The sequence below is a fragment of the Citrobacter sp. Cf118 genome (assembly GCF_030334095.1).
Lineage (GTDB): Bacteria > Pseudomonadota > Gammaproteobacteria > Enterobacterales > Enterobacteriaceae > Citrobacter > Citrobacter freundii.
The window spans coordinates 329,914-356,316 of the sequence record NZ_JAOWES010000056.1; the positions used below are offsets into that span (position 1 = coordinate 329,914).

A 26,403-nucleotide genomic window follows, 5' to 3' on the forward strand; every position below is an offset into this window, starting at 1 on the left:
TACCGGGCCTACAAATGAGCACACATCCACATCGTAGGCCGGGTAAGGCGAAGCCGCCACCCGGCGTGAAACGAGTACATCACCCCTTCATCCACATCCGTACGCCGTCGAGGAACATCTGGGTGGCCATCATCACCAGAATCAGCCCCATCAGGCGCTCCAGCGCGTTCACCCCTTTTTCCCCCAGCAGACGCAAAAACAGCGACGACTGCAACAGAATCACAAACGTACCGCCCCAGGCGATCAACAGAGCAATCACCAGATGCCCCATCTGGTTTGGGTATTGATGCGACAACAGCATTAATGAAGCCAGGATTGTCGGACCGGCTACCAGCGGGATCGCCAGCGGCACGATAAACGGCTCTTCACCCGCCGGAAGCCCGGTGCTATTCCCGGTGGCGCTGGGGAAAATCATCTTAATGGCGATCAGGAACAAAATGATGCCCCCGGAGATAGAAACGGTTTCCGCGCGCAGGTTAAGAAATGCCAGAATTTTCTCGCCCGCAAACAGGAATATCAGCATCACCAACAGCGCAATGAACAGCTCGCGAATCATAATCGCGCGGCGGCGTTTTGGTTCGGTATGTTTCAATACGGACATGAAAATGGGCAGATTTCCGAGTGGATCCATAATCAGGATCAATAAAACTGCCGCTGAAATGATTTCATTCATAACTCAAATTCCCTGATAATTACCACGGACTTTCTGCTTGCTTGCGCAGCGGGATAAGTCGCATTACTGATGGCTTCGCTATCATTGATTAATTTCACTTGCGACTTTGGCTGCATTTTGTATGGTGAAGGATATGCCACCAGGACACTGGCATACATACACAGCACACATCTCTGCAGGAAAAAAACGCTATGAAAAATGTTGGTTTTATCGGCTGGCGCGGTATGGTCGGCTCTGTTCTCATGCAACGCATGGTTGAGGAGCGTGACTTCGACGCCATTCGCCCTGTTTTCTTTTCTACTTCCCAGCTCGGGCAGGCGGCACCGACATTCGGTGGAACCGCGACCGGCACGCTTCAGGACGCTTTTGATCTGGATGCGCTGAAGGCGCTCGATATCATCGTGACCTGTCAGGGCGGCGATTATACCAACGAAATCTATCCAAAGCTTCGTGAAAGCGGTTGGCAGGGTTACTGGATTGACGCGGCCTCTTCGCTGCGTATGAAAGACGACGCCATCATTATTCTCGATCCGGTTAACCAGGATGTCATCACCGATGGCCTGAATAAAGGTATTAAGACCTTTGTCGGCGGTAACTGTACCGTTAGCCTGATGCTGATGTCCCTTGGTGGCCTGTTTGCCAATGACCTGGTCGACTGGGTCTCCGTGGCGACCTATCAGGCGGCTTCCGGCGGCGGCGCGCGTCATATGCGCGAGCTGTTGTCTCAGATGGGTCATCTGTATGGCCATGTGGCCGAGGAGCTGGCGACCCCTTCCTCTGCTATTCTCGACATCGAACGTAAAGTGACGACCCTGTCCCGTAGCGGTGAACTGCCGGTTGATAACTTTGGCGTACCGCTGGCCGGTAGCCTGATTCCGTGGATCGACAAACAGCTCGATAACGGTCAGAGCCGTGAAGAGTGGAAGGGACAGGCGGAAACCAACAAAATTCTCAACACGTCTTCCGTGATCCCGGTTGATGGTCTGTGCGTGCGCGTCGGCGCGCTGCGCTGCCACAGCCAGGCGTTCACCATAAAACTGAAAAAAGATGTGTCTATTCCGACCGTGGAAGAACTGCTGGCGGCGCACAACCCGTGGGCGAAAGTAGTACCAAACGATCGTGAAATCACCATGCGTGAGTTAACCCCGGCGGCCGTTACCGGCACGTTGACCACGCCAGTAGGTCGTCTGCGTAAGCTGAATATGGGACCGGAGTTCCTGTCAGCCTTTACCGTAGGTGACCAGCTGCTTTGGGGTGCTGCGGAGCCATTGCGCCGCATGTTACGTCAACTGGCGTAATGGTTTGTTAATGATCAAAGGGTGCTGAGTCACCCTTTTTTTTGCGTAATACAGGAGTAAGCGCAGATGTTTCATTTTTTACCAGGAGTAAGATAAAGCATTGGCTATTCTTTAAGGGTGACTTAGTACCGGAGGTATTAAGTTGTTGCCTGAAGGTGGGACGACGCAGAGAGGATGCACAATTGTGCTGCGCCGTTCAGGTCAAAAAAAGTGTCGCTACCTGATGTCGAAAATCAGTTGGAAGGGGTGACACCATAAAACAGGATGACAACCATGTCCGTTCGTATCGATAGAGACGTGATTAATGCGCTAATTGCAGGCCATTTTGCGGATCCTTTTTCCGTACTCGGTATGCACCAAACTGACGCTGGACTTGAAGTCCGCGCCCTATTACCTGACGCCACCGAAGTGTGGGTGATCGAACCCAAAACCGGACGCAAAGTCGGCAAGCTGGATTGCCTCGACTCTCGTGGTTTTTTCTGTGCAGTACTTCCCCGCCGTAAAAATTTCTTTCGCTATCAGTTGGCCGTTGTCTGGCATGGACAGCAGAATCTGATTGATGACCCTTATCGTTTTGGCCCATTGATCCAGGATATGGATGCCTGGCTGCTATCTGAAGGTACGCACCTGCGACCTTACGAAACGCTGGGTGCGCATGCGGATACCATGGATGGTGTAACCGGCACGCGCTTCTCTGTCTGGGCACCTAACGCTCAACGCGTGTCAGTGGTTGGGCAGTTCAACTACTGGGATGGCCGTCGCCACCCGATGCGCCTGCGCAAAGAAAGCGGTATCTGGGAGCTGTTTATCCCCGGTGCGCAGCATGGTCAGCTGTATAAATATGAGATGATCGATGCCAACGGTAAGCTGCGAATCAAAGCGGACCCTTACGCCTTCGAAGCGCAAATGCGCCCGGAAACAGCGTCGCTTATCTGTGGTCTGCCGGAAAAAGTGGTGCAAAGCGAGGAGCGTAAAAAAGCCAACCAGTTTGATGCGCCAATCTCTATCTATGAAGTGCACCTGGGGTCATGGCGTCGTCATACCGATAACAACTTCTGGCTGAGCTACCGCGAGCTGGCGGATCAACTGGTGCCTTACGCCAAGTGGATGGGCTTTACCCACCTTGAACTGTTGCCGATTAACGAGCATCCGTTCGACGGTAGCTGGGGTTACCAACCTACCGGCATGTATGCGCCGACCCGTCGATTTGGTACGCGCGATGACTTCCGCTATTTTGTGAATGCCGCGCATCAGGCGGGGCTGAACGTCATTCTTGACTGGGTGCCGGGCCATTTCCCGTCGGACGATTTTGGTCTGGCAGAGTTTGATGGCACTAATCTGTATGAGCACAGCGACCCGCGAGAAGGGTATCACCAGGACTGGAACACGCTGATCTACAACTATGGCCGCCGTGAAGTCAGCAACTATCTGGTGGGCAACGCCCTGTACTGGATTGAGCGCTTTGGTATCGACGCGCTGCGCGTGGATGCCGTGGCATCGATGATTTATCGCGACTACAGCCGTAAAGAAGGGGAATGGGTCCCAAATGAATTTGGCGGTCGTGAAAACCTCGAAGCCATCGAGTTTTTACGCAATACCAACCGTATTCTTGGCGAACAGGTGCCTGGTGCGGTGAGCATGGCGGAAGAGTCCACTGATTTTGCTGGCGTTTCAAGACCGCAGGACATGGGCGGTTTAGGGTTCTGGTATAAGTGGAACCTCGGCTGGATGCACGACACGCTGGACTACATGAAGCTGGATCCGGTTTATCGCCAACATCACCACGATAAGCTGACCTTCGGCATGCTGTACAACTACACCGAGAACTTTGTCCTGCCGTTGTCGCACGATGAAGTGGTGCACGGCAAGAAATCGATTCTCGACCGCATGCCGGGCGATGCGTGGCAGAAGTTTGCCAACCTGCGCGCCTACTACGGCTGGATGTGGGCCTTCCCCGGTAAGAAACTGCTGTTTATGGGCAACGAGTTTGCGCAGGGACGTGAATGGAACCATGACGCGAGCCTCGACTGGCACCTGCTGGAAGGCGGTGATAACTGGCATCACGGCGTACAGCGTCTGGTGCGCGATCTGAACCTCACCTATCGTCATCACAAAGCGCTGCACGAGCTCGACTTTGACGCCTATGGCTTTGAGTGGCTGGTGGTGGATGACAAAGAACGTTCGGTGCTGGCTTTCGTGCGTCGTGACAAGGTCGGCAATGAAATCATCGTGGTCAGTAACTTTACGCCTGTGCCCCGCCACGGCTATCGCTTCGGTATCAATCAGCCGGGGAAATGGCGTGAGATCCTCAATACCGATTCGATGCATTACCACGGCAGCAATACTGGCAACGGCGGTGCGGTGCACAGTGATGAAATCGCCAGTCATGGTCGTCAGCATTCACTGAGCCTCACGTTGCCGCCGTTGGCAACGATCTGGCTGGTTCGGGAGGGGGAATGACGCAACTGGCAACCGGCAACGCCACCCCCCATGGTGCAACGTATGACGGCCATGGCGTTAATTTTACTCTCTTCTCAGCCCATGCTGAACGCGTTGAATTATGCGTATTTGACGAGCAAGGGTGTGAACTTCGCTATGACCTGCCGGGGCGTAGCGGTGATGTCTGGCACGGCTATCTGGCCAACGCCCGGCCCGGTCTGCGCTATGGCTATCGCGTTCATGGCCCATGGCAACCGCAGCAGGGCCACCGGTTTAACCCAGCCAAGCTGCTGCTCGACCCTTGCGCCCGTCGGGTCGAGGGCGAGTTAAAAGATAACCCGCTGCTGCACGGCGGGCTAAATGAACCGGATCACCATGATAATGCCACCATCGCGCTGAAGGGCGTGGTGGTGTCCGACCATTATGACTGGGAGGATGATGCCCCGCCGCGCACGCCGTGGGGCAATACCGTGATTTACGAAGCGCATGTCAAAGGGTTGACGTATTTGCATCCTGACCTGCCGGAAGAGATTCGCGGAACCTATAAAGCGCTGGGTCATCCGGTGATGATCGACTATTTCAAGCGTCTCGGCATTACCGCGCTGGAGCTGCTGCCGGTGGCGCATTTTGCCAGCGAACCGCGACTTCAGCGGCTGGGCCTGTCGAACTACTGGGGCTACAACCCGGTGGCCATGTTCGCGCTGCATCCGGCCTATGCCTGTTCGCCGGAGAGTGCGCTTGATGAGTTTCGCGACGCGGTAAAAGCGCTGCACAAAGCGGGGATTGAGGTCATTCTCGATATCGTTTTGAACCACAGCGCCGAGCTGGATCTCGAAGGGCCTGTCTTCTCGCTGCGCGGAATTGATAACCGTAGCTATTATTGGATCAGGGACGATGGTGATTACTACAACTGGACCGGTTGTGGGAACACCCTCAATTTAAGCCATCCCGGCGTTGTGGAATACGCATGTGAATGCCTGCGCTATTGGGTTGAAACCTGCCATGTAGATGGTTTTCGTTTTGATTTGGCTTCCGTCATGGGGCGTACACCTGCGTTTCGTCAGGATGCGCCGCTGTTTACCGCGCTCCAAACCTGTCCGCTACTCTCACGCGTGAAGCTGATTGCGGAACCGTGGGATATTGGTGAAGGCGGGTATCAGGTGGGGAATTTCCCCCCTCCGTTTGCCGAGTGGAATGACCATTTCCGCGATGCGACGCGACGCTTTTGGCTCCAGCGTAATCTCTCGTTGGGCGAGTTTGCCGGGCGTTTTGCCGCATCCAGCGATGTGTTTAAACGCCAGGGCCGCAAACCCAGCGCCACGGTCAATCTGGTGACTGCGCACGACGGTTTTACGCTACGCGACTGTGTGTGCTTCACAAATAAGCACAATGAAGCGAATGGTGAGGAAAATCGCGACGGCACTAGCAATAACTACAGCGACAATCATGGTAAAGAAGGATTAGGCGGCACGCTGGACCTGATTGAGCGGCGGCGCGACAGCATTCATGCGCTGTTAACCACGCTGTTGCTCTCCCAGGGGACGCCGATGTTGCTGGCGGGCGATGAGCATGGTCATAGCCAGCACGGCAACAATAACGCTTACTGTCAGGATAACGCCTTAACGTGGCTGGACTGGCAGCAGGCAAACAGTGGGCTAACCACATTTACCGCCGCGCTGATTCATCTGCGCCGGCAAATCCCAGCATTAACAGGGGATTGTTGGTGGGAAGAGGGCGATGGCAATGTTCGTTGGCTGAATAAGTACGCACAACCCTTAAGTGCGGATGAGTGGCAAAACGGCCCGAGGCAGATGCAAATCCAGCTTTCAGACCGTTTTCTGATTGCAATAAACGCCACGCTTGAGGTGACAGATATCGTTTTACCTGAAGGGGAATGGCATGCCATTCCCCCATTTGCCGGAGAGGATAATCCGGTGCTTACGGCTGTCTGGCAGGGACCTGCGCACGGACTGTGTGTGTTCCAGAGAAGATAAAAAAGGAGTTAGTCATGGTGAGTTTAGAGAAGAACGATCGTGTAATGTTGGCGCGCCAGCTGCCATTAAAATCTGTTGCCCTGATCCTGGCCGGTGGCCGCGGTACCCGCTTAAAAGATTTGACCAACAAACGTGCCAAACCTGCTGTGCACTTTGGCGGTAAGTTCCGCATTATCGATTTTGCCTTATCCAACTGTATTAACTCCGGGATCCGCCGTATTGGCGTGATCACCCAGTACCAGTCCCATACGCTGGTGCAGCATATTCAGCGCGGCTGGTCGTTTTTTAGCGAAGAGATGAACGAGTTTGTCGATTTGTTGCCTGCCCAGCAGAGAATGCAGGGTGAAAACTGGTATCGCGGTACGGCGGATGCGGTGACCCAAAACCTGGACATCATTCGACGCTATAAAGCGGAATACGTGGTGATCCTCGCGGGCGATCATATTTATAAGCAGGACTACTCACGCATGCTGATCGACCACGTCGAGAAGGGCGCGCGTTGCACCGTGGCCTGTATGCCAGTGCCTATTGAAGAGGCCAGCGCGTTTGGCGTGATGGACGTGGACGACACCGATAAAATTATTGAGTTCGTTGAAAAACCCGCCAACCCGCCAGCGATGCCAGGCGACCCGACCAAATCTCTTGCCAGTATGGGGATCTACATTTTCAACGCCGATTATCTGTATGAACTGCTGGCGGAAGATGATCTCGATGAAAAATCCAGTCACGATTTTGGCAAAGACATCATTCCAAAAATCACCGAAGCTGGCATGGCATATGCGCATCCATTCCCGTTGTCCTGCGTGCAGTCTGACCCGGAATCCGAACCGTACTGGCGCGATGTGGGGACGCTGGAAGCCTACTGGAAAGCGAACCTTGATCTGGCTTCGGTGACGCCTGAACTGGATATGTACGACCAGGACTGGCCAATCCGTACGCATATGGAATCGCTGCCGCCAGCGAAATTTGTGCAGGACCGTTCCGGTAGCCACGGAATGACGCTGAACTCGCTGGTTTCCGGCGGCTGTATTATTTCGGGTTCGGTGGTGGTGCAGTCCGTTCTGTTCCCGCGTGTGCGGGTGAATTCATTCTGTAACATTGATTCGGCAGTGTTATTACCTGAAGTGTGGGTGGGACGTTCATGCCGCTTACGTCGTTGCATTATTGACCGCGCCTGCGTTATTCCTGAAGGCATGGTGATAGGTGAAAACGCGGAAGAAGATGCGCGTCGTTTCTACCGTTCAGAGGAAGGCATTGTGCTGGTCACGCGTGAAATGCTGCGCAAACTGCAGATCAAACAGGAGCGATAATGCAGGTTTTACACGTTTGTTCAGAGATGTTCCCCCTGTTAAAAACCGGGGGACTGGCGGATGTTATTGGGGCGTTACCTGCCGCGCAAATTGCGGACGGCGTGGATGCCCGCGTGTTGCTCCCGGCGTTTCCTGATATTCGTCGCGGCATTCCCGATGCACAGGTCGTGACGCGTCGCGATACCTTCGCTGGACGTATCACGCTGCTTTTCGGGCATTTCAACGGCGTGGGTATTTACCTGATTGACGCGCCACATCTCTACGACCGTCCCGGTAGCCCGTATCACGACACCAACCTGTTCGCTTATACCGATAACGTCCTGCGTTTTGCGTTGCTTGGCTGGGCCGGATGTGAAATGGCCTGCGGCCTTGACCCATTCTGGCGCCCGGATGTGGTGCATGCGCACGACTGGCATGCCGGTCTGGCCCCGGCGTATCTGGCGGCGCGCGGCCATCCGGCGAAATCGGTGTTCACCGTACACAACCTGGCGTATCAAGGCATGTTTTATGCAAAGCATATGGATGACATCCAATTGCCATGGTCGTTCTTTAATGTGCACGGGCTGGAGTTTAACGGCCAGATTTCGTTCCTGAAGGCCGGGTTGTACTACGCAGACCACATTACAGCGGTGAGTCCAACTTACGCGCGGGAGATTACCGAGCCGCAGTTTGCCTATGGTATGGAAGGTCTGTTGCAGCAGCGTCATCGGGAAGGACGGCTTTCCGGCGTGCTGAACGGTGTGGATGAAAAAATCTGGAGCCCGGAAACCGACCTGCTGCTGGCGTCGCGCTATACGCGTGACACGCTGGAAGAAAAGGCGGAGAACAAACGTCAGCTACAGATCGCGATGGGACTTAAGGTTAACGACAAAGTGCCTCTGTTTGCCGTAGTCAGCCGTCTGACCAGTCAGAAAGGGTTGGATCTGGTGTTGGAGGCTCTGCCGGGTCTGTTAGAGCAGGGCGGACAACTGGCGTTGCTCGGCGCGGGCGATCCGGTATTGCAGGAAGGTTTCCTCGCCGCGGCGGCGGAACATCCGGGGCAAGTGGGCGTGCAGATTGGCTATCACGAAGCCTTCTCGCACCGCATCATGGGTGGGGCCGATGTGATATTGGTTCCCAGCCGTTTTGAGCCATGTGGCTTAACGCAATTGTATGGACTGAAGTACGGCACGCTGCCGCTGGTGCGGCGCACCGGTGGGCTGGCTGATACGGTCTCTGACAGTTCGCTGGAAAACCTGGCGGACGGTATCGCCAGTGGGTTTGTATTTGAAGATAGTAATGCCTGGTCGCTACTACGTGCGATCCGGCGTGCTTTCGTATTGTGGTCCCGGCCTTCGCTGTGGCGGTTTGTACAACGCCAGGCCATGACCATGGATTTTAGCTGGCAAGTCGCGGCGAAGTCATACCGTGAGCTTTACTATCGCTTGAAATAGTTATCCAGGAATCACCTATATGAATGCTCCATTTACTTATGCATCGCCCACACTCAGCGTAGAGGCACTTAAGCATTCTATCGCCTACAAGCTGATGTTCACGATTGGTAAGGACCCGGTCATTGCCAATAAACATGAGTGGCTGAACGCCACATTGTTCGCGGTGCGCGATCGTCTCGTGGAGCGCTGGCTGCGTTCTAACCGTGCGCAATTGTCACAGGAAACTCGACAGGTTTATTACCTGTCTATGGAGTTTTTGATTGGCCGCACGCTTTCCAATGCACTGTTATCGTTGGGTATTTATGACGATGTCAAAAATGCGCTGGAAGGTATGGGGTTGGATCTTGAAGATCTGATCGATGAAGAAAACGACCCGGGCCTAGGCAACGGTGGCCTCGGGCGCCTGGCGGCCTGCTTCCTGGACTCGCTGGCAACGCTGGGACTGCCGGGACGCGGCTACGGTATTCGCTATGACTACGGCATGTTCAAGCAAAACATTGTTGATGGCCGACAGAAAGAGTCGCCGGACTACTGGCTGGAATACGGTAACCCATGGGAGTTCAAACGCCACAATACGCGCTACAAAGTGCGCTTTGGCGGGCGTATACAGCAGGAAGGCAAGAAAACGCGCTGGATAGAAACCGAAGAGATCCTCGCGGTTGCCTACGACCAGATTATCCCCGGTTACGACACCGATGCCACTAACACGCTGCGCCTGTGGAATGCCCAGGCCAGTAGCGAGATCAACCTCGGTAAATTTAACCAGGGCGACTACTTTGCGGCGGTGGAAGATAAAAACCACTCCGAGAACGTCTCCCGCGTGCTCTATCCGGATGACTCCACCTATTCAGGACGCGAGCTGCGCTTGCGCCAGGAGTATTTCCTGGTCTCCTCCACGGTGCAGGACATTCTGAATCGTCATTATCAACTGCACAAAACCTACGATAATCTGGCGGATAAAATCGCCATTCACCTCAACGACACCCATCCGGTGCTGTCGATCCCTGAGCTGATGCGTCTGTTGATTGATGAGCACAAGTTCAGTTGGGATGATGCGTTTGAAGTGTGCTGTCAGGTTTTCTCGTATACCAACCACACTTTGATGAGCGAAGCGCTGGAGACCTGGCCGGTGGATATGCTGGGTAAAATTCTGCCGCGCCATCTGCAAATCATTTTTGAGATTAACGACTACTTCCTGAAAACGCTGCAGGAGCAGTATCCGAACGATACCGGTCTGCTGGGGCGGACGTCGATTATCGATGAATCTAATGGTCGTCGTGTGCGTATGGCATGGCTGGCGGTCGTGGTGAGCCACAAGGTTAATGGTGTGTCTGAACTGCACTCCAACCTGATGGTGCAGTCGCTATTTGCTGACTTTGCGAAGATCTTCCCGACCCGCTTCTGCAACGTTACCAACGGCGTAACGCCGCGTCGCTGGCTGGCGCTGGCTAACCCGCCGCTCTCCGAGGTACTGGATGAGAATATTGGTCGCACCTGGCGTACCGATCTCAGCCAGTTGAGCGAGCTTGAACAGCACTGCGATTTCCCGTTGGTGAACCAGGCGGTACGCCGGGCGAAGCTGGAGAACAAAAAACGTCTGGCCACGCTCATTGCCCAGCAGCTTAATGTGGTAGTGAATCCGAAATCGCTGTTTGACGTGCAGATAAAGCGTATTCACGAATACAAACGTCAACTGATGAACGTGCTGCATGTGATCACCCGCTACAACCGCATTAAGGCCGATCCTGACGCCGAGTGGGTGCCGCGTGTGAATATCTTCGCCGGTAAAGCGGCTTCGGCCTATTACATGGCGAAGCACATCATTCATCTGATCAACGATGTCGCGAAAGTGATCAATAACGATCCGCAAATTGGCGACAAACTGAAAGTGGTGTTTATCCCCAATTACAGCGTCAGCCTGGCGCAGGTGATAATTCCTGCTGCCGACCTGTCTGAACAGATTTCACTGGCCGGGACCGAAGCCTCCGGGACCAGTAACATGAAATTTGCGCTGAATGGCGCGTTGACCATCGGTACGCTGGATGGTGCCAACGTCGAGATGCTGGAACATGTGGGCGCAGAAAATATCTTTATCTTTGGTAATACGGCGGAAGAGGTTGAAGCCTTGCGTAGTCAGGGCTATAAGCCGCGTGAATATTACGAGAAAGACGAGGAGTTGCACCAGGTGCTGACGCAGATCGGCAGCGGCGTATTCAGCCCGGAGGAGCCGGGACGCTATCGCGACCTGGTGGACTCATTGATCAACTTTGGCGACCACTATCAGGTGCTGGCGGATTATCGCAGTTACGTTGATTGTCAGGATAAGGTTGATGAACTGTATCGTCACCCGGAAGAGTGGACTACCAAGTCGATGATTAATATCGCCAACATGGGTTACTTCTCATCGGACAGGACGATCAAAGAGTACGCCGAAAACATCTGGCATATTGATTCGGTGCGGTTGTAAAACACGAGGCCGGGGGCGTTTCGCTTGCCCGGCCTACGTTTATGCACTTTTGTAGGCCGGATAAGGCGTCGCCGCCATCCGGCATTTTTATCAGGACGCCAGCGACAGCTGGTGCTTCTCAATGTATTCTGCCAGCCACTGGGTCATGCGCGACTGCTGCTCAGCGTTCAGCCACATACCTTCTTTCGTGCGACGCCACAACGCATCTTCTGCACGACGAACCCATTCGTGATCGACCAGATATTTCAGCTCGGCTTCATAAAACTCATGGCCAAAGTCTTCACCTAACTCGGCAAGCGAGGTGGCTTCGCCGATGACCCATTCGGTGTTGCTGCCGTAGGTGCGAGAATAATGGCGCGCCAGCGACTCGGTCAGGAACGGGTAGCGACGGCGCAGTTTGGCCGCGTAGTCTTCGCGATCGCCGCCAATGTCACCGCCTGGCAGAATGCACTCTTTGGTCCACGCCGGACCAATTCCCTGATAGTACGATGCCAGTTTTTCCATCGCGTGTTCAGCCAGCTTACGATAGGTCGTCAGCTTACCGCCAAAGACCGACAGCAGCGGCGCTTTGCCGTTTTCGTCGTGGATATCCAGCGTGTAATCACGGGTGATTGCCTGCGGTGAGTCAGACTCGTCATCGCACAGCGGACGCACGCCCGAGTAAGTCCAGACGATATCATCACGGCCCAGCTGCTTCTTAAAGTGCGCGTTGTAAACCTTCAGCAGGTAATTGATCTCGCTTTCATCAATTTTCACGGCTTTCGGATCGCCTTTGTATTCAACGTCTGTCGTCCCGATGATCGAGAATTCGTCCATCCATGGGATGACAAACACAATGCGTTTATCTTCGTTTTGCAGAATATAAGCCTGCTTCTGGGTATGTACACGCGGCACCACGATGTGGCTGCCTTTAATCAGGCGAATACCGTACGGTGATGGCAGGTGCATACCGTCGTCGAAGAACTCTTTCACCCACGGACCGGTGGCGTTGACTAGGCCACGCGCCTGCCAGGTGTGTTTTTTGCCGGTATCGATATCTTCAGCTTCAACAATCCACAAACCGTTTTCACGGCGAGCAGAGGTGGCGCGAGTGCGGGTTAATACTTCTCCGCCTTTGCGTACGACCATTTGGGCGTTTGCCAAAACCAGTCGTGCATCGTCTACCCAGCAGTCAGAATATTCGAAACCGCGCACAATCTCAGGTTTCATTACGGAATCTGCGCCAAAACGCAAACCGGTAGAACTTGGCAAACTGGTGCGTTTGCCCAGATGATCGTACATAAACAAACCAATGCGGATCATCCACGCCGGACGCAGGTGCGGGCGGTGGGGCAGACGAAAGCGCATCGGGAAGGCGATGTGTGGTGCCATTTTCAACAGCACTTCACGTTCGGCCAGCGCTTCGCTCACCAGACGAAATTCGTAGTGTTCCAGGTAGCGCAGGCCACCGTGGATGAGTTTGGAGCTAGCGGAAGAGGTGGCGCAGGCTAAATCCTGCGCTTCCAGCATCAGCACGGATAAACCGCGTCCAGCGGCATCTGCCGCGATACCGGCACCGTTGATGCCTCCACCTATCACAATCAGATCTTTGGTTTCCATGCTGGCCTCTCGCACTTTCGTTATAGCTCATTAATGTTCGTTATCGAGCATAATAGCAAAGAATCGCGCCATTGGTAACATCGGATAAACAATTTACAGTGATACATATAACATTATGGCGTTTAACTGCCGTCGGGACGTACACTAAGCAGTAACATGTCCGAAAAGCGTCACCTGCCATATAAAGAAGAGAGAGCAATGGATCAGTTTGAATGTATTAATGTCGAAGAAGCGCATCAGAAGCTGCATCAGGGGGCGGCGGTGTTAGTGGATATTCGCGACCCGCAAAGCTATGCAATGGGCCATGCCCCACAGGCCTTTCATCTGACCAACGACACGTTGGGGACGTTTATGCGTGACCATGATTTTGATACTGCCGTAATGGTGATGTGTTACCACGGCAACAGCAGTAAAGGCGCGGCGCAATATCTTCTGCAGCAGGGCTATGACGCGGTTTACAGCGTTGACGGCGGCTTCGATGCCTGGCATCGACATTTTCCGGCAGAAGTGGCATACGGTTCGTAAGCTAACAAAGATGCAGCCTGAAACAGGCAGGATAGATATACTGTCCTCTTTTGTGTGGAATAAGCGACAGCAACCATGTTGATGATTACCTCTTTTGCTAACCCCCGCGTGGCGCAGGCATTTGTTGATTATATGGCGACACAGGGCGTTATCCTGACGATTCAACAACATCAGCAAACGGATGTCTGGCTGGCGGATGAGTCCCAGGCTCAGCGCGTGCACGCTGAACTGGTGCGGTTTCTGGAAAATCCGGGCGATCCGCGCTACCTCGCGGCAAGCTGGCAGTCGGGTCAGACCGACAGCGGTCTGCGCTACCAACGTTATCCGTTCCTGGCCACATTGCGCGAACGCGCAGGTCCGGTAACCTGGTTGGTGATGGCCGCGTGTGTGCTGGTGTTTATCGCGATGAACGTGCTGGGCGATCAGGCTGTGATGCTCTGGCTGGCATGGCCGTTTGACCCTTCGCTGAAATTTGAATTCTGGCGTTATTTCACCCACGCTTTTATGCACTTCTCGCTGATGCATATTCTGTTCAACCTGCTGTGGTGGTGGTATCTCGGCGGTGCGGTTGAAAAGCGTCTGGGCAGTGGAAAACTGATTGTTATTACCGTGATCAGCGCCCTGTTGAGCGGCTATGTTCAGCAGAAATTTAGCGGCCCGTGGTTTGGTGGATTGTCTGGCGTGGTATATGCGCTGATGGGCTACGTGTGGTTGCGCGGCGAGCGCGATCCGCAGAGCGGTATTTTCCTGCAGCGTGGTTTGATTATCTTTGCCTTGATCTGGATTGTTGCCGGTTGGTTTGATCTATTCGGCATGTCGATGGCGAATGGCGCTCATATCGCCGGGTTGGCCGTGGGTTTGGCAATGGCGTTTGCCGATACTATAAATGTACGAAAACGAACTTGATTCAAGTTTTGTGGTGCCGGAAGGCGGTGTGCGTTTGGACCAATTTGTAGGCCGGATAAGCGTCAGCGCATCCGGCAAAATTTCAGGGAACAATAATGAAGCAAACACAACGACATGACGCGATTATCGAGCTGGTAAAAAAACAGGGATACGTCAGTACTGAAGAGCTGGTGGAGCATTTCTCCGTCAGCCCGCAGACGATTCGCCGCGATCTTAACGATCTGGCCGATCAGAACATGATTTTGCGCCATCACGGCGGCGCGGCGTTGCCATCCAGCTCCGTTAACACCCCGTGGCATGACCGTAAAGCAACGCAGACGGCGGAAAAAGAGCGCATTGCCCGCAAAGTTGCCACGCAGATCCCGAACGGTTCTACGCTGTTTATTGATATCGGAACTACGCCGGAAGCGGTGGCTCACGCGCTGCTCAATCACAGCAATTTACGCATTGTGACCAACAACCTCAATGTGGCGAATACGCTGATGGCGAAAGAGGATTTCCGCATAATCCTCGCCGGTGGTGAACTGCGTAGCCGCGACGGCGGTATTATGGGCGAAGCGACCCTCGACTTTATTTCTCAGTTCCGTCTGGACTTCGGCATCTTAGGCATCAGCGGTATCGACAGCGATGGTTCGCTGCTGGAATTTGATTATCACGAAGTTCGCACCAAACGCGCGATCATTGAGAATTCACGTCATGTGATGCTGGTGGTGGACCACTCGAAGTTTGGGCGTAACGCGATGGTGAATATGGGCAGCATCAGCATGGTGGATGCGGTGTATACCGATACGCTGCCGCCTGCTGGTGTGATGCAGGTGATTGCTGACCATCATATTCAGTTAGAGCTGTGCTAAGGTAATTCCAGGCCTGATAAGCGTCGCGTATCAGGCATTAACTAAACGCCGTATCCCATCATTTTCAGCAGCTTCTGCGCATGTTGCACCGCATCCTGGCGGTGTGCGACGCCGAGCTTTTGGTACAAATTGCGGATGTGCGTCTTGATGGTCGTTGCCGCGACGGCCAGCTCTGCGGCGATCTGCTCGTTGCTGTAGCCCGAATAAATTAGTCCCAGAACCTGCCATTCGCGCTGGGTCAGCGGGCTGGTGCGGATAAGCTCTGGTACTTCCGGGTGAGTCAGCAGACGCTCAACGAACCCTTCATCGAAGTGAGCGAATTTATGGCGATGATGCTGGTTAATTTCACGCAAAATGCGCTGGGCGCGGTGCTGATCGAGTTCCGGTAAGGTATTGAGCTGAATCAGCTGACGCAGTTGTTGCGCCATGGCCTCGCCTTCGATAACAAAGTGGCTGATAAACCCGGTGCGGTTCGCCAGCTGTAGGGCCTCGAGTAACACACGCTGGGCGTCATTTTTGCGCCCTGCCTGCCAGTAGAGCTGATTAAGCAGCAGCAGGTTACGGTTCAGATCGCTCATCAGGCGCAGATTGCGCGCATTTTCATTCAACTCTTCCAGCACAATTTCAGCCGGTTCAAACTCACCCAACAGGATTTGCGCGCGAGCGATGTTGCGCCACTGGCTTTGCAGGAAGTGGTTATTGGCGAATTCTGGTTTCGGCGTGTGGCGCAGCCAGTTGGCGGCAGAGTTTTTGTCGCTCACCATTTGCCAGTAAATCACCCGCACCTTATCGGCGTTGGAGATCCAGTCGCTGTGATAGTGACCGTTGCCCAGCAGGTTTTCCAGACGGTTGAGCAGGCTGCGAGCGTTATCAAGATCACCCCGCGCAAGTGAACACTGAACCAGCAGCGCCAGACACTGTAGCTGCTGCTGCGGCTGGAAAGTGGAAAGCAGTTCAATACCGCTACGGGCAGAGGCTTCTGATTCGTCCAGACGCGCCCATGCCCACAGGAGCTGCGCGCGAATACGTACCAGGAACTCGTGCATCGGCAGCTGTTCCAGGTGCTGCTCTTTGATCAGCTGGAACGCTTTTTCCTGAGTCTCCCAGGCGGCTTGTAAAAAGCCTTGGGCAAACAAAATTTCGCTTTGCTGGATAAGGCTCCACAGTGCGTAATGCCAGACGTCATGATGACGTGCCATTTGCTCGGTTTGCTGCATTAACGCCAGAGAGCGCGTGAGATCGCCCTTACAATGCAGGACTTCGCCGTGCACCGAGGTGGCGACGATACGACTATAGAACCAGGCGATGGGTAATTCATCCAGCGCCAGTTTTGCCAGGCGTTCGGCTTCGTCAGGGTTGCCATCGTTAATCGCTACCTGCGCCCGTAAAGCGTTGAATTCGGCGTGCAGCGTTGGCTCCATGTCGCCTTTTATTTCCTGCTCTGCGCGCGCCAGCAGGGTGTTAACCTCTCCGTAGCGGTGCTGGCTCTGCATCAGCCAGGCCTGTAGCAGAACCAGACGCGGATTTTCCAGCAGGCTTTCCCACGGCAGGGCTTTCAGCGACTCTTCCAGTAACGTCAGCTCGCTGTGGTTAAACAGTCCCCACGCATGATTAAGCAGGATATCGCGCAGCATATGGGCGTCACCGGCCGCCAGCGCGTGGTGGATAGCTTCGCTGGGGAAGCCTTGCGCCATCCAGCTTTCGGCGGCGGCGCGGTGTATTTCGGGCAGTTCGTTCGCCAACTCCCATTGGCAGCGCTGGCGTAAAAAGCTGCCAAACAGCGGGTGATAGCTGAACCACTCGCCAACGTCATCCATCCGCTGCAGGAATAACCCCTGGCGCTCAATTTCTTCCAGCCGCATCTGGCCATTTTCTTCCCCGGTAACGCGGACGATCAGCGCATCGTTCATGGAACGCAGAATGGCGCTTTTCAGCAGGAAGTGACGGGTGCCGAGGTCGACGCTGTCCAGCACTTCATCAACCAGATAATCGGACAAATGGCTGGCGTTGATCCCCGCGAGACGGCGTGCGGACTGGTGCGCAGAATGGTTGTTCTGGCGGGCGGAGAGGGCGATCAGCTGTAACGCTGTGGCCCAGCCAGCAACGTCATCGCACATCCGGCTGCTTTCTGCCGCTTCAATGGGAGAGGACAAACGTCGGTCGAAAAATTGTTTGGCTTCCTGATGATTAAAGGCCAGCTGTTGGCTGCCTATTTCCAGCAGTTGATCGCGTACCCGCAGATTGGCAATACCCAACTGCGGCAGGTTGCGCGACAGTACGACCAGCGTGAGGTTTTCAGGCTGGTGACGCAGGAAGAAACGCATCGCTTCGTGAATAGCCGGATTGGAGATCAGATGATAATCATCCACCACCAGGTAGAGCGGACGGTGCCACTCGGCCAGTTCGATAAATAGCTGGGCAAACAGTGACGTCAGACTGGCGTACTGGCGCTTTTGCACCATCGCTTCGCTGGTGGTGCAATGTCCACCCGTTGCCTGTTGGATGGCGGCGATCAGATAGCTGGCAAAGCGCTCTTGTTGATTATCGCCTTCATCCAGAGAGTACCAACCTAAGTCGTTCTTCCCCGCCGCCCATTGTGAAACCAGCGTTGTTTTTCCATAACCAGCAGGACTTGTTATCAGGGCAAGCCTGAAATTGTTCACGCCGGAAAGTTTAGCCAACAGGCGCTCACGAACCACCGTATGGTCGAGTCGAACCGGACGACTTAATTTAGACGGAATCAACATAAGTTAGTCACTTCACTGTGTGAAAATAGGGAAGAATGATTTTTTTTTGCGCTTCGTAATTAATAGATATAAGGTCGGCCAGATTGGTGTTTTATGCAAGCTAAGCGGACTTTTTGTGTGTCTGATTTTGCACTATGTCACAAATCTATACATCTATTGCAATAATTGTTTTAAAGAGTCGCAACAGGCGTGGCGACTGGATCCGTTGTAATTTTTAATGTGTCGAAAAATCCCTCTGTTTTTATATGGTTACTCAGGCGACTAATCAAAATCGACGAATTTTGTGGCCGACTTAAAATTTTTATGTGAATTATCTTACCCGGCATAGATATTTCAGGTTAGAAACTATTTCTCTATTTACATTTTGTTTCTCATCGTCACTCCATTATTTGAGATTGTCGATTAATCCTTTGTTATTAATGCGTCATCCAAAGGGCGTTATGCACGGTTTGCGCGAATTTACGGGTGATTACGCCCCCTTTAAGTGGCGGTGATCACACTTTTATGCTCATCCCCGCTCCTCCTCCCTCCCTAATCCGTGCCAGGATGAGGAATGTCAACAACGAGCCAGGCAAACTAGCGATAACGTTGTTTTATTACCTAAGGATCTGGAACCCCTATGTCACAGCCTACTTTCAACAAAGATCAATTTCAGGCTGCCCTGACGCGTCAGTGGCAGCGCTTCGGTTTACTGTCGGCTCAAGAAATGACGTCGCGCCAGTGGTGGCGGGCAGTGAGTGGGGCGTTGGCTGAGTTACTCAGCGCCCAGCCTGCGGCGAAACCGGCAAAAAATCAGCGTCACGTTAACTACATCTCGATGGAGTTTTTGATTGGCCGTCTGACCGGCAATAACTTACTCAACCTCGGCTGGTATCAGGAGGTGAGCGATGAGCTGAAAGCACATGATGTCAACCTGACCGACCTGCTGGAAGAGGAGACCGATCCGGCGTTGGGTAACGGTGGATTGGGACGCCTGGCAGCCTGCTTCCTCGATTCGATGGCGACTGTCGGCCAGTCGGCGACGGGGTATGGCCTCAACTACCAGTACGGCCTGTTCCGTCAGTCCTTTGCCGATGGGCAACAGATGGAAGCCCCGGATGACTGGCATCGTGGCAGCTACCCGTGGTTCCGTCACAACGAGGCGCTGGATGTGCAGGTTGGGATTGGCGGCAAGGTCAGCAAAGAAGGCCACTGGGAGCCAGGTTTTACCATCACCGGTCAGGCCTGGGATCTGCCAGTTCTCGGCTACCGTAACGGCGTAGCGCAACCGCTGCGTCTGTGGCAGGCCAGCCACGCGCATCCGTTTAACCTGACCAAATTTAACGACGGTGATTTCCTGCGCGCAGAGCAGCAGGGCATCGACGCCGAAAAACTGACGAAAGTGCTGTACCCGAACGATAACCACACCGCGGGTAAAAAGCTGCGCCTGATGCAGCAGTACTTCCAGTGTGCCTGTTCTGTAGCTGACATTCTGCGCCGCCATCATCTGGCAGGGCGTAAACTGCATGAGCTGGCTGATTTTGAAGTTATTCAGCTCAACGATACTCACCCGACCATTGCCATTCCTGAGCTGCTGCGCGTGCTGATTGATGAGCACCAGATGAGCTGGGACGATGCGTGGGCCATTACCAGCAAAACCTTTGCTTACACCAACCACACCCTTATGCCAGAGGCGTTGGAGTGCTGGGACGAGAAGCTTGTGAAAGCGCTACTGCCGCGCCATATGCAAATCATCAAAGAGATTAACGAGCGCTTTAAGACGTTGGTCGATAAAACCTGGCCGGGTGATGCTGAAGTCTGGGCGAAGCTGGCGGTGGTGCACAACAAACAGGTGCGCATGGCTAACATGTGCGTGGTCAGCGGCTTTGCTGTTAACGGTGTGGCGGCGCTGCACTCCGATCTGGTGGTGAAAGATCTGTTCCCTGAATACCACCAGCTCTGGCCGAACAAATTCCATAACGTCACCAATGGGATTACCCCACGTCGCTGGATTAAGCAGTGCAACCCGGCGCTTGCCGCACTGCTGGATAAAACGCTGAAAAAAGAGTGGGCCAACGACCTCGACCAGTTGATTAACCTGGAAAAATATGCAGACGACGCGAAGTTCCGTCAGCAGTATCGCGACATCAAGCTGGCGAACAAAGAGCGCCTGGTGAAGTTTATTAAAGCGCGTACCGGTATTGAAATAACGACTAACGCTATCTTTGATATTCAGATTAAACGTCTGCATGAATACAAGCGTCAGCACCTCAACCTGCTGCATATTCTGGCGTTGTACAAAGAAATCCGTGACAACCCGCAGGCAGATCGCGTGCCGCGCGTATTCCTGTTTGGCGCAAAAGCGGCTCCGGGTTACTACCTGGCGAAAAATATCATCTTCGCCATCAACCAGGTTGCACAAACTATCAATAACGACCCGAAAGTTGGCGACAAGCTGAAGGTCGTCTTCCTGCCGGATTATTGTGTCTCGGCGGCGGAAATGCTGATCCCGGCGGCGGATATCTCTGAGCAAATTTCAACCGCAGGGAAAGAGGCTTCCGGCACCGGTAACATGAAGCTGGCGCTGAACGGTGCGTTAACCGTTGGTACGCTGGATGGCGCAAACGTCGAAATCGCCGAGAAGGTGGGTGACGAGAATATCTTTATCTTTGGTCATACCGTGGAAGAGGTGAAGGTGCTCAAAGCCAAAGGCTACGACCCGGTGAAATGGCGTAAAAAAGACAAAGTGCTGGATGCTGTCCTGAAAGAGCTGGAAAGCGGGAAATACAGCGACGGCGACAAGCATGCCTTTGACCAGATGCTGCACAGTATCGGCAAGCAGGGCGGCGACCCGTATCTGGTAATGGCGGACTTCGCGGCCTACGTTGAAGCTCAGAAGCAGGTTGACGTGTTGTATCGTGACCAGGAAGCCTGGACCCGGGCGGCGATTCTGAATACCGCACGTTGCGGCATGTTCAGCTCGGATCGCTCCATCCGCGATTATCAGGCTCGTATCTGGCAGGCGAAACGTTAAGGAATCGCGATGGAAAGCAAACGTCTGGATAATGCCGCGCTGGCGGCGGGGATCAGCCCCAATTACATTAATGCCCACGGTAAACCGCAGTCTATTGGTGCCGAAACCAAACGGCGTTTGCTTGACGCCATGCATCGCACCACCGCTGCCACTCAGGTGGCGGTAACTCCGGTGCCGAATGTCATGGTCTATACCGCCGGTAAGAAAATGCCGCTGGCGGTTGAGGGAAGCGGAGAGTTTAACTGGCTGCTGACCACCGAAGAGGGCGTGCAGCACAAAGGGCATGCCGTCGGCGGTAAATCTTTCACTCTTCCGGCGAAGCTGCCGGAGGGGTATCACACGTTGACCCTGACCCAGGGCGAGCTGCGTACCCATTGTCGTATCATCGTGGCACCAAAGCGCTGCTATGAACCGCAGGCGCTGTTAGCCGGGCAGAAGCTGTGGGGCGCATGCGTTCAGCTCTACACCCTGCGATCAGAAAAGAACTGGGGGATTGGCGACTTTGGCGATCTCCGCGCCATGCTGGTAGATGTGGCGCAACGCGGCGGCGCGTTTATCGGGCTTAATCCTATTCACGCGCTGTATCCGGCTAACCCGGAGAGCGCCAGCCCGTACAGCCCGTCTTCACGCCGCTGGTTGAACGTGATTTATATTGATGTGAACGCCGTAGACGATTTCCGTCTGAGTAAAGAGGCGCAGGCGTGGTGGCAGAAACCCGCGACTCAGCAAGCTCTGCAACGTGCGCGCGATGCCGAGTGGGTTGATTATTCTGCCGTTACTGCACTGAAGATGACGGCGCTACGTATGGCGTGGAAAAGCTTCTCTGTACGTGATGATGAGCAGATGGCGGCCTTTCGCCAGTTTGTGTCTCAGGAAGGGGACAGCCTCTACTGGCAGGCAGCCTTTGATGCGCTGCATGCGCATCAGGTGAAAGAGGACGCATTGCGCTGGGGATGGCCGGTGTGGCCGAAAGCTTTCCAGTCAGTGGACTCGCCAGAGGTAAAACGCTTCTGCGAAGAACATCGTGACGATGTGGATTTCTACCTGTGGTTACAGTGGCTGGCGTATACCCAGTTTGCTGACTGCTGGAAAACCAGCCAGAGTTTTGCGATGCCGATTGGACTGTATCGCGATCTGGCGGTTGGCGTGGCCGAAGGTGGGGCGGAAACCTGGTGCGACCGCGAGCTGTATTGCCTGAAAGCCTCGGTTGGTGCGCCGCCGGATATTCTCGGTCCGCTCGGACAAAACTGGGGGCTGCCGCCGATGGATCCGCACATCATCACGGCACGCGCCTACGAACCGTTTATCGAACTGCTGCGCGCCAATATGCAGAACTGCGGTGCGCTGCGTATCGACCATGTTATGTCGATGCTGCGTCTGTGGTGGATCCCCTACGGTGAAACTGCCGATCACGGCGCTTACGTGCACTATCCGGTCGATGACCTGCTTTCAATTCTGGCGCTGGAGAGTAAACGTCATCACTGCATGGTAATTGGTGAGGATCTGGGTACTGTGCCGGTGGAGATCGTCAGCAAGCTGCGCGACAGCGGCGTGTACTCCTACAAAGTGCTTTATTTCGAGAATGACCATGAGAAAAACTTCCGTACGCCGAAAGCGTACCCGGAACAATCAATGGCAGTCGCGGCGACGCATGACCTTCCTACGCTTAAAGGTTATTGGGATAGCGGCGATTTGACGCTGGGTAAAGCACTGGGCCTGTATCCGGATGAAGTCGTGCTGCGCGGGCTGTATCAGGACCGAGAGCTGGCGAAACAGGGGCTGCTGGACGCGCTGCACAAATACGGCTGCCTGCCAAAACGTGCCGGTCACAAGGCGTCCCTGATGTCGATGACGCCGATTCTTAATCGCGGCATGCAACGCTACATCGCTGACAGCAACAGTGCGCTGCTGGGCCTACAACCGGAAGACTGGCTGGATATGGCTGAACCGGTCAACATTCCGGGGACCAGCGACCAGTACAAAAACTGGCGGCGTAAGCTCACCGCCACGCTGGAGCAGATGTTTGCCGATGAGAGAGTGAATAAGCTAATTAAGGATTTGGATAAGCGGCGAAAAGCGGCCGCGAAGAAGAAATAAAGAAATCAAGCCGGGTAGGCGCTAGCGCCACCCGGCTTTTTTACATCAGATTGCCATATTTAACAGCAGACACCCTACCAGACCGCAGACGGAGATAATGGTTTCCAGCATTGACCATGACTTGATGGTTTCACCGATGGTTAGGTTGAAGTACTCCTTGAACAGCCAGAAACCTGGATCGTTCACGTGGGAGAAGATGACAGAACCGGAACCAACCGCAATAACCATCAGCTCAGGGCTTACGCCGGTTGTTGCAATCAGCGGCGCCACTATCCCACCAGCGGTGATCGCTGCAACGGTTGCGGAACCCAATGCGATACGCAGTACTGCAGCGATAGACCATGCCATCAGCAGCGGAGACACGTTAGAGCCGTGCATCATTGAGGCGATGTATTTGTCCACGCCGCTATCAACCAGGACCTGTTTGAAGGCTCCGCCACCACCGATGATCAACAGCATCATCGCGATGATTTTGATTGAAGACACCAGCGTGTCGTTAATCTGATCCATCGAACGTCCGCGGTTCAGACCAAACGTGAACATCGCAATCAGCACTGCAATCAGCGTTGCCATGACCGGGTCACCGAGGAATTCTGCAACCGTCAGGAAAGCATGACCTTTCGGCAGAATCATCTCCGCCACGGCGCGCATTGCCATCAGAATAACCGGGACCAGAGAGGTCCAGACGCTGACGCCAAAGCCTGGCATCTCTTCTTCAGTGAAGGTTTTTGCGCTGTACAGACCTTCCGGGATTGGCTTATCAATGCCTTTCAGGAAACGTGCGTATACCGGACCGGCGAGAATAACGGTCGGGATTGCCAGAATCGTACCAAACAGCAGGGTTTTACCCATATCTGCGTGGAAAATGGTGGCAATAGCGGTTGGACCCGGGTGCGGTGGCAGGAAGCCGTGCGTTACGGACAGTGCCGCAGCCATTGGCACGCCAACGTACAGCAGCGGGATATTGGCAGCAGCGGCAATGGTGAACACCAGCGGCAGCATCAGTACGAAACCAACTTCGTAGAACAGGGCAAAACCAACGGTGAAGCCGGTTAATACCACCGCCCATTGAATATGTTTTTTGCCGAATTTAGCAATCAGGGTGGTTGCGATGCGCTGTGCGCCGCCGCAGTCCGCCAGCATTTTGCCCAGCATGGCGCCAAAACCCATAATCAGGGCGAGGCTGCCAAGGGTTCCGCCGACGCCGGCTTTAATTGAACCGATGACTTTATCCAGTGGCATCCCTTGCATCAATCCGACAGCAAGCGCCACCAGGACGAGAGCGATGAAGCCGTTCATTTTGAAACGGATCATCAGGAGGAGTAACAAGATTACACCGATAGCAACGATGACTAATGGCATGATTTACCTGGCCTTAACTTTGTTATGGGTAACGTCAGTGTTTAGATGACAAATTCCGATTGTCCCGACCGGGAACAGAGTATTCTCAGCACCAATGCTGGTTGCCTGCAAAACTAATCAGTTTAGCTGGCTATTATGTGTGTGTTAGGTGCTGATACGAATGATACGGGTAACATGAGGCGCTTGAAAATCACCTGGGCAGGCAAAATTTAAATTATGAGAGGCTGGTCAAATTATGCGGGGGATTATTACAGGGTGCGTGCAGAGAAATGTAAGGGCGTAGGCCGGATAAAGCGTTTACGCTGCCATCCGGCATCGATGCCCGGTGGCGACGCGGATGCGTCTTACCGGGCCTACAAGTCTGGTCGTTAGTAGTAAGAGTGCTCGCCGCGCTGGTGTTCGGTTAAATCGCGAACGCCTTTCAGTTCAGGGAATTCAGCCAGCAGCTGCTTCTCGATACCTTCTTTCAGCGTCACATCGACCATTGAACAGCCGTTACAGCCGCCGCCAAACTGCAGAATGGCGTAGCCTTCATCGGTGATTTCCATCAGAGATACGCGACCACCGTGACCAGCCAGCTGTGGGTTGATCTGCGATTGCAGCATGTACTCCACACGTTCCATCAGCGGCGCATCATCGGCAACTTTACGCATTTTGGCGTTTGGTGCTTTCAGGGTCAGCTGGGAGCCTAACTGGTCGGTAACGAAATCGATTTCTGCATCTTCCAGATACGGTGCGCTCAGTTCATCAACATATGCGGTCAGCAGGTCAAATTTAATGGCGGTGTCGGTTGCTTCCACGGCGTCCGGCGGACAATAAGAAACGCCGCATTCAGCGTTAGGCGTGCCGGGATTAATCACAAATACGCGGATTTGTGTCCCTTCTTCCTGATTTGCCAGCAGTTTGGCAAAGTGCGCTTGTGCAGCATCGGAAATATGGATCATAGTAATGGCCTAATAGTTGACTATTTTACTTGGTTATAATACGCCCATCATCGAGGCTCTACAAGGTTCGACACAGGCACCATACCTGGACAGTCGCCGCGCCGTTGCGTAAAAGCAGCTGCGCGATTTCCGCGACGGTACTTCCGGTAGTGACGACATCATCCACAATAACCATATGGAGTCCCTGCACCGGCAATTCAAGGCGAAAGGCATTTTTCAGGTTACGTTTACGTAATCGGGCGCTGAGATGGTGCTGTGTGGCGGTTGCCCGAACCCGCGAGATGGTCCGGCTGTCCCAGTCGCAACCCAGCCAGCGTGCAAGCGGACGGCACAGTAAATCGCTCTGATTAAACCCTCTGCGCCAGTGTCGGCGTTGCCAGAGCGGGACGCTGACCAGCCTGTCCGGCAGAGGAAGAGCGCTGACGCGCCGGGCCTGTAGTACCTCCAGCAACAGCAAACGCGAAAGAGCGGAGGCTGTTTCGCTGCGTCGCGAAAACTTGAGCTGGTGGATAAGCCCGCTCAACGGCGGAACATAGTCGCTGACGGTGACCAGCCGCTGCCACGGCGGCGGTTTTTGCAGACAGCGCCCACAGGGAATGACGGTATGAGCGGCAGGGAGTCCACATTGGGGGCATAGGCTGGCGTGTTGGCGCGTTGCCCGCGTACAGACTGAGCAGATCCCCCAATGCCCTAACGTCAGGGGCATTCGGCATAGCCAGCACAATCCCGGTACTGTTAGCAT

The 26,403-nt window shown here is 54.2% G+C and carries 17 protein-coding genes; 11 read left to right on the forward strand and 6 right to left on the reverse strand.

Features of this window, described 5'->3' with window-relative positions:
* Positions 1-79: 79 nt before the first annotated feature.
* Positions 80-673: an NAAT family transporter YhgN gene (gene yhgN / locus OGX67_RS03630; protein ID WP_003023480.1), complete on the reverse strand. Its 594-nt coding sequence runs from the start codon at positions 671-673 to the stop codon at positions 80-82.
* A 191-nt stretch (positions 674-864) separates the two neighbouring features.
* Here yhgN and asd point away from each other — a divergent pair, with 191 nt between their 5' ends.
* The 6 genes from asd (at position 865) to glgP (ending at position 11,614) form a co-directional block, all read left to right on the forward strand.
* Positions 865-1,971 carry an aspartate-semialdehyde dehydrogenase gene (gene asd, locus OGX67_RS03635; RefSeq protein WP_003837862.1) on the forward strand — a complete coding sequence of 369 codons (1,107 nt, stop codon included), beginning with the start codon at positions 865-867 and terminating at the stop codon, positions 1,969-1,971.
* A gap of 273 nt (positions 1,972-2,244) precedes the next feature.
* Positions 2,245-4,431 carry a 1,4-alpha-glucan branching enzyme gene (gene glgB, locus OGX67_RS03640; protein ID WP_071697063.1) on the forward strand — a complete coding sequence of 729 codons (2,187 nt, stop codon included), beginning with the start codon at positions 2,245-2,247 and terminating at the stop codon, positions 4,429-4,431.
* Positions 4,428-6,404 carry a glycogen debranching protein GlgX gene (gene glgX, locus OGX67_RS03645; protein WP_257651317.1) on the forward strand — a complete coding sequence of 659 codons (1,977 nt, stop codon included), beginning with the start codon at positions 4,428-4,430 and terminating at the stop codon, positions 6,402-6,404. Before glgB ends, glgX begins: the two co-directional genes overlap by 4 nt.
* 14 nt (positions 6,405-6,418) lie before the next feature.
* Positions 6,419-7,714: a glucose-1-phosphate adenylyltransferase gene (glgC, locus tag OGX67_RS03650; protein ID WP_003023489.1), complete on the forward strand. Its 1,296-nt coding sequence runs from the start codon at positions 6,419-6,421 to the stop codon at positions 7,712-7,714.
* The gene (glgA, locus tag OGX67_RS03655; RefSeq protein ID WP_003023490.1) at positions 7,714-9,147 is read left to right on the forward strand and encodes a glycogen synthase GlgA; all 1,434 of its coding nucleotides are present in this window, start codon (positions 7,714-7,716) and stop codon (positions 9,145-9,147) included. Before glgC ends, glgA begins: the two co-directional genes overlap by 1 nt.
* Before the next feature lie 19 nt (positions 9,148-9,166).
* Complete coding sequence (gene glgP / locus OGX67_RS03660; protein ID WP_003023492.1) at positions 9,167-11,614, forward strand: glycogen phosphorylase; 2,448 nt, start codon at positions 9,167-9,169, stop codon at positions 11,612-11,614.
* A 90-nt stretch (positions 11,615-11,704) separates the two neighbouring features.
* Here the strand turns inward: glgP and glpD are convergent, their stop codons facing one another.
* The gene (gene glpD / locus OGX67_RS03665; RefSeq protein ID WP_003023494.1) at positions 11,705-13,213 is read right to left on the reverse strand and encodes a glycerol-3-phosphate dehydrogenase; all 1,509 of its coding nucleotides are present in this window, start codon (positions 13,211-13,213) and stop codon (positions 11,705-11,707) included.
* A gap of 198 nt (positions 13,214-13,411) precedes the next feature.
* Here glpD and glpE point away from each other — a divergent pair, with 198 nt between their 5' ends.
* The 3 genes from glpE to OGX67_RS03680 all read left to right on the forward strand — a co-directional run bounded on the left by glpE (position 13,412) and on the right by OGX67_RS03680 (position 15,498).
* Positions 13,412-13,738 (forward strand): thiosulfate sulfurtransferase GlpE, encoded by a 327-nt coding sequence (glpE, locus tag OGX67_RS03670; protein ID WP_257651316.1) that lies wholly within the window; start codon positions 13,412-13,414, stop codon positions 13,736-13,738.
* 75 nt (positions 13,739-13,813) lie between these two features.
* Positions 13,814-14,644 carry a rhomboid family intramembrane serine protease GlpG gene (gene glpG / locus OGX67_RS03675; protein ID WP_003023496.1) on the forward strand — a complete coding sequence of 277 codons (831 nt, stop codon included), beginning with the start codon at positions 13,814-13,816 and terminating at the stop codon, positions 14,642-14,644.
* Between the two features lie 95 nt (positions 14,645-14,739).
* The gene (locus OGX67_RS03680; RefSeq protein ID WP_003023499.1) at positions 14,740-15,498 is read left to right on the forward strand and encodes a DeoR/GlpR family transcriptional regulator; all 759 of its coding nucleotides are present in this window, start codon (positions 14,740-14,742) and stop codon (positions 15,496-15,498) included.
* A 41-nt stretch (positions 15,499-15,539) separates the two neighbouring features.
* On the opposite strand, the gene malT is transcribed toward OGX67_RS03680, so the two are convergent.
* Complete coding sequence (gene malT / locus OGX67_RS03685; protein WP_003837876.1) at positions 15,540-18,245, reverse strand: HTH-type transcriptional regulator MalT; 2,706 nt, start codon at positions 18,243-18,245, stop codon at positions 15,540-15,542.
* 619 nt (positions 18,246-18,864) lie between these two features.
* Here malT and malP point away from each other — a divergent pair.
* The gene (malP, locus tag OGX67_RS03690) at positions 18,865-21,258 is read left to right on the forward strand and encodes a maltodextrin phosphorylase (RefSeq protein WP_257651315.1); all 2,394 of its coding nucleotides are present in this window, start codon (positions 18,865-18,867) and stop codon (positions 21,256-21,258) included.
* Between the two features lie 9 nt (positions 21,259-21,267).
* Positions 21,268-23,355, forward strand: a complete 2,088-nt coding sequence (gene malQ, locus OGX67_RS03695) for a 4-alpha-glucanotransferase (RefSeq protein ID WP_046671278.1) — start codon at positions 21,268-21,270, stop codon at positions 23,353-23,355.
* A gap of 45 nt (positions 23,356-23,400) precedes the next feature.
* On the opposite strand, the gene gntT is transcribed toward malQ, so the two are convergent.
* From gntT to gntX, 3 genes are all read right to left on the reverse strand, one after another.
* On the reverse strand, positions 23,401-24,717 hold the full coding sequence (gntT, locus tag OGX67_RS03700; RefSeq protein WP_032950402.1) for a gluconate transporter: 1,317 nt from the start codon (positions 24,715-24,717) through the stop codon (positions 23,401-23,403).
* A gap of 368 nt (positions 24,718-25,085) precedes the next feature.
* Complete coding sequence (gene nfuA, locus OGX67_RS03705) at positions 25,086-25,661, reverse strand: Fe-S biogenesis protein NfuA (RefSeq protein WP_003023509.1); 576 nt, start codon at positions 25,659-25,661, stop codon at positions 25,086-25,088.
* 58 nt (positions 25,662-25,719) lie between these two features.
* Positions 25,720-26,403 (reverse strand): DNA utilization protein GntX, encoded by a 684-nt coding sequence (gene gntX / locus OGX67_RS03710; RefSeq protein ID WP_054528856.1) that lies wholly within the window; start codon positions 26,401-26,403, stop codon positions 25,720-25,722.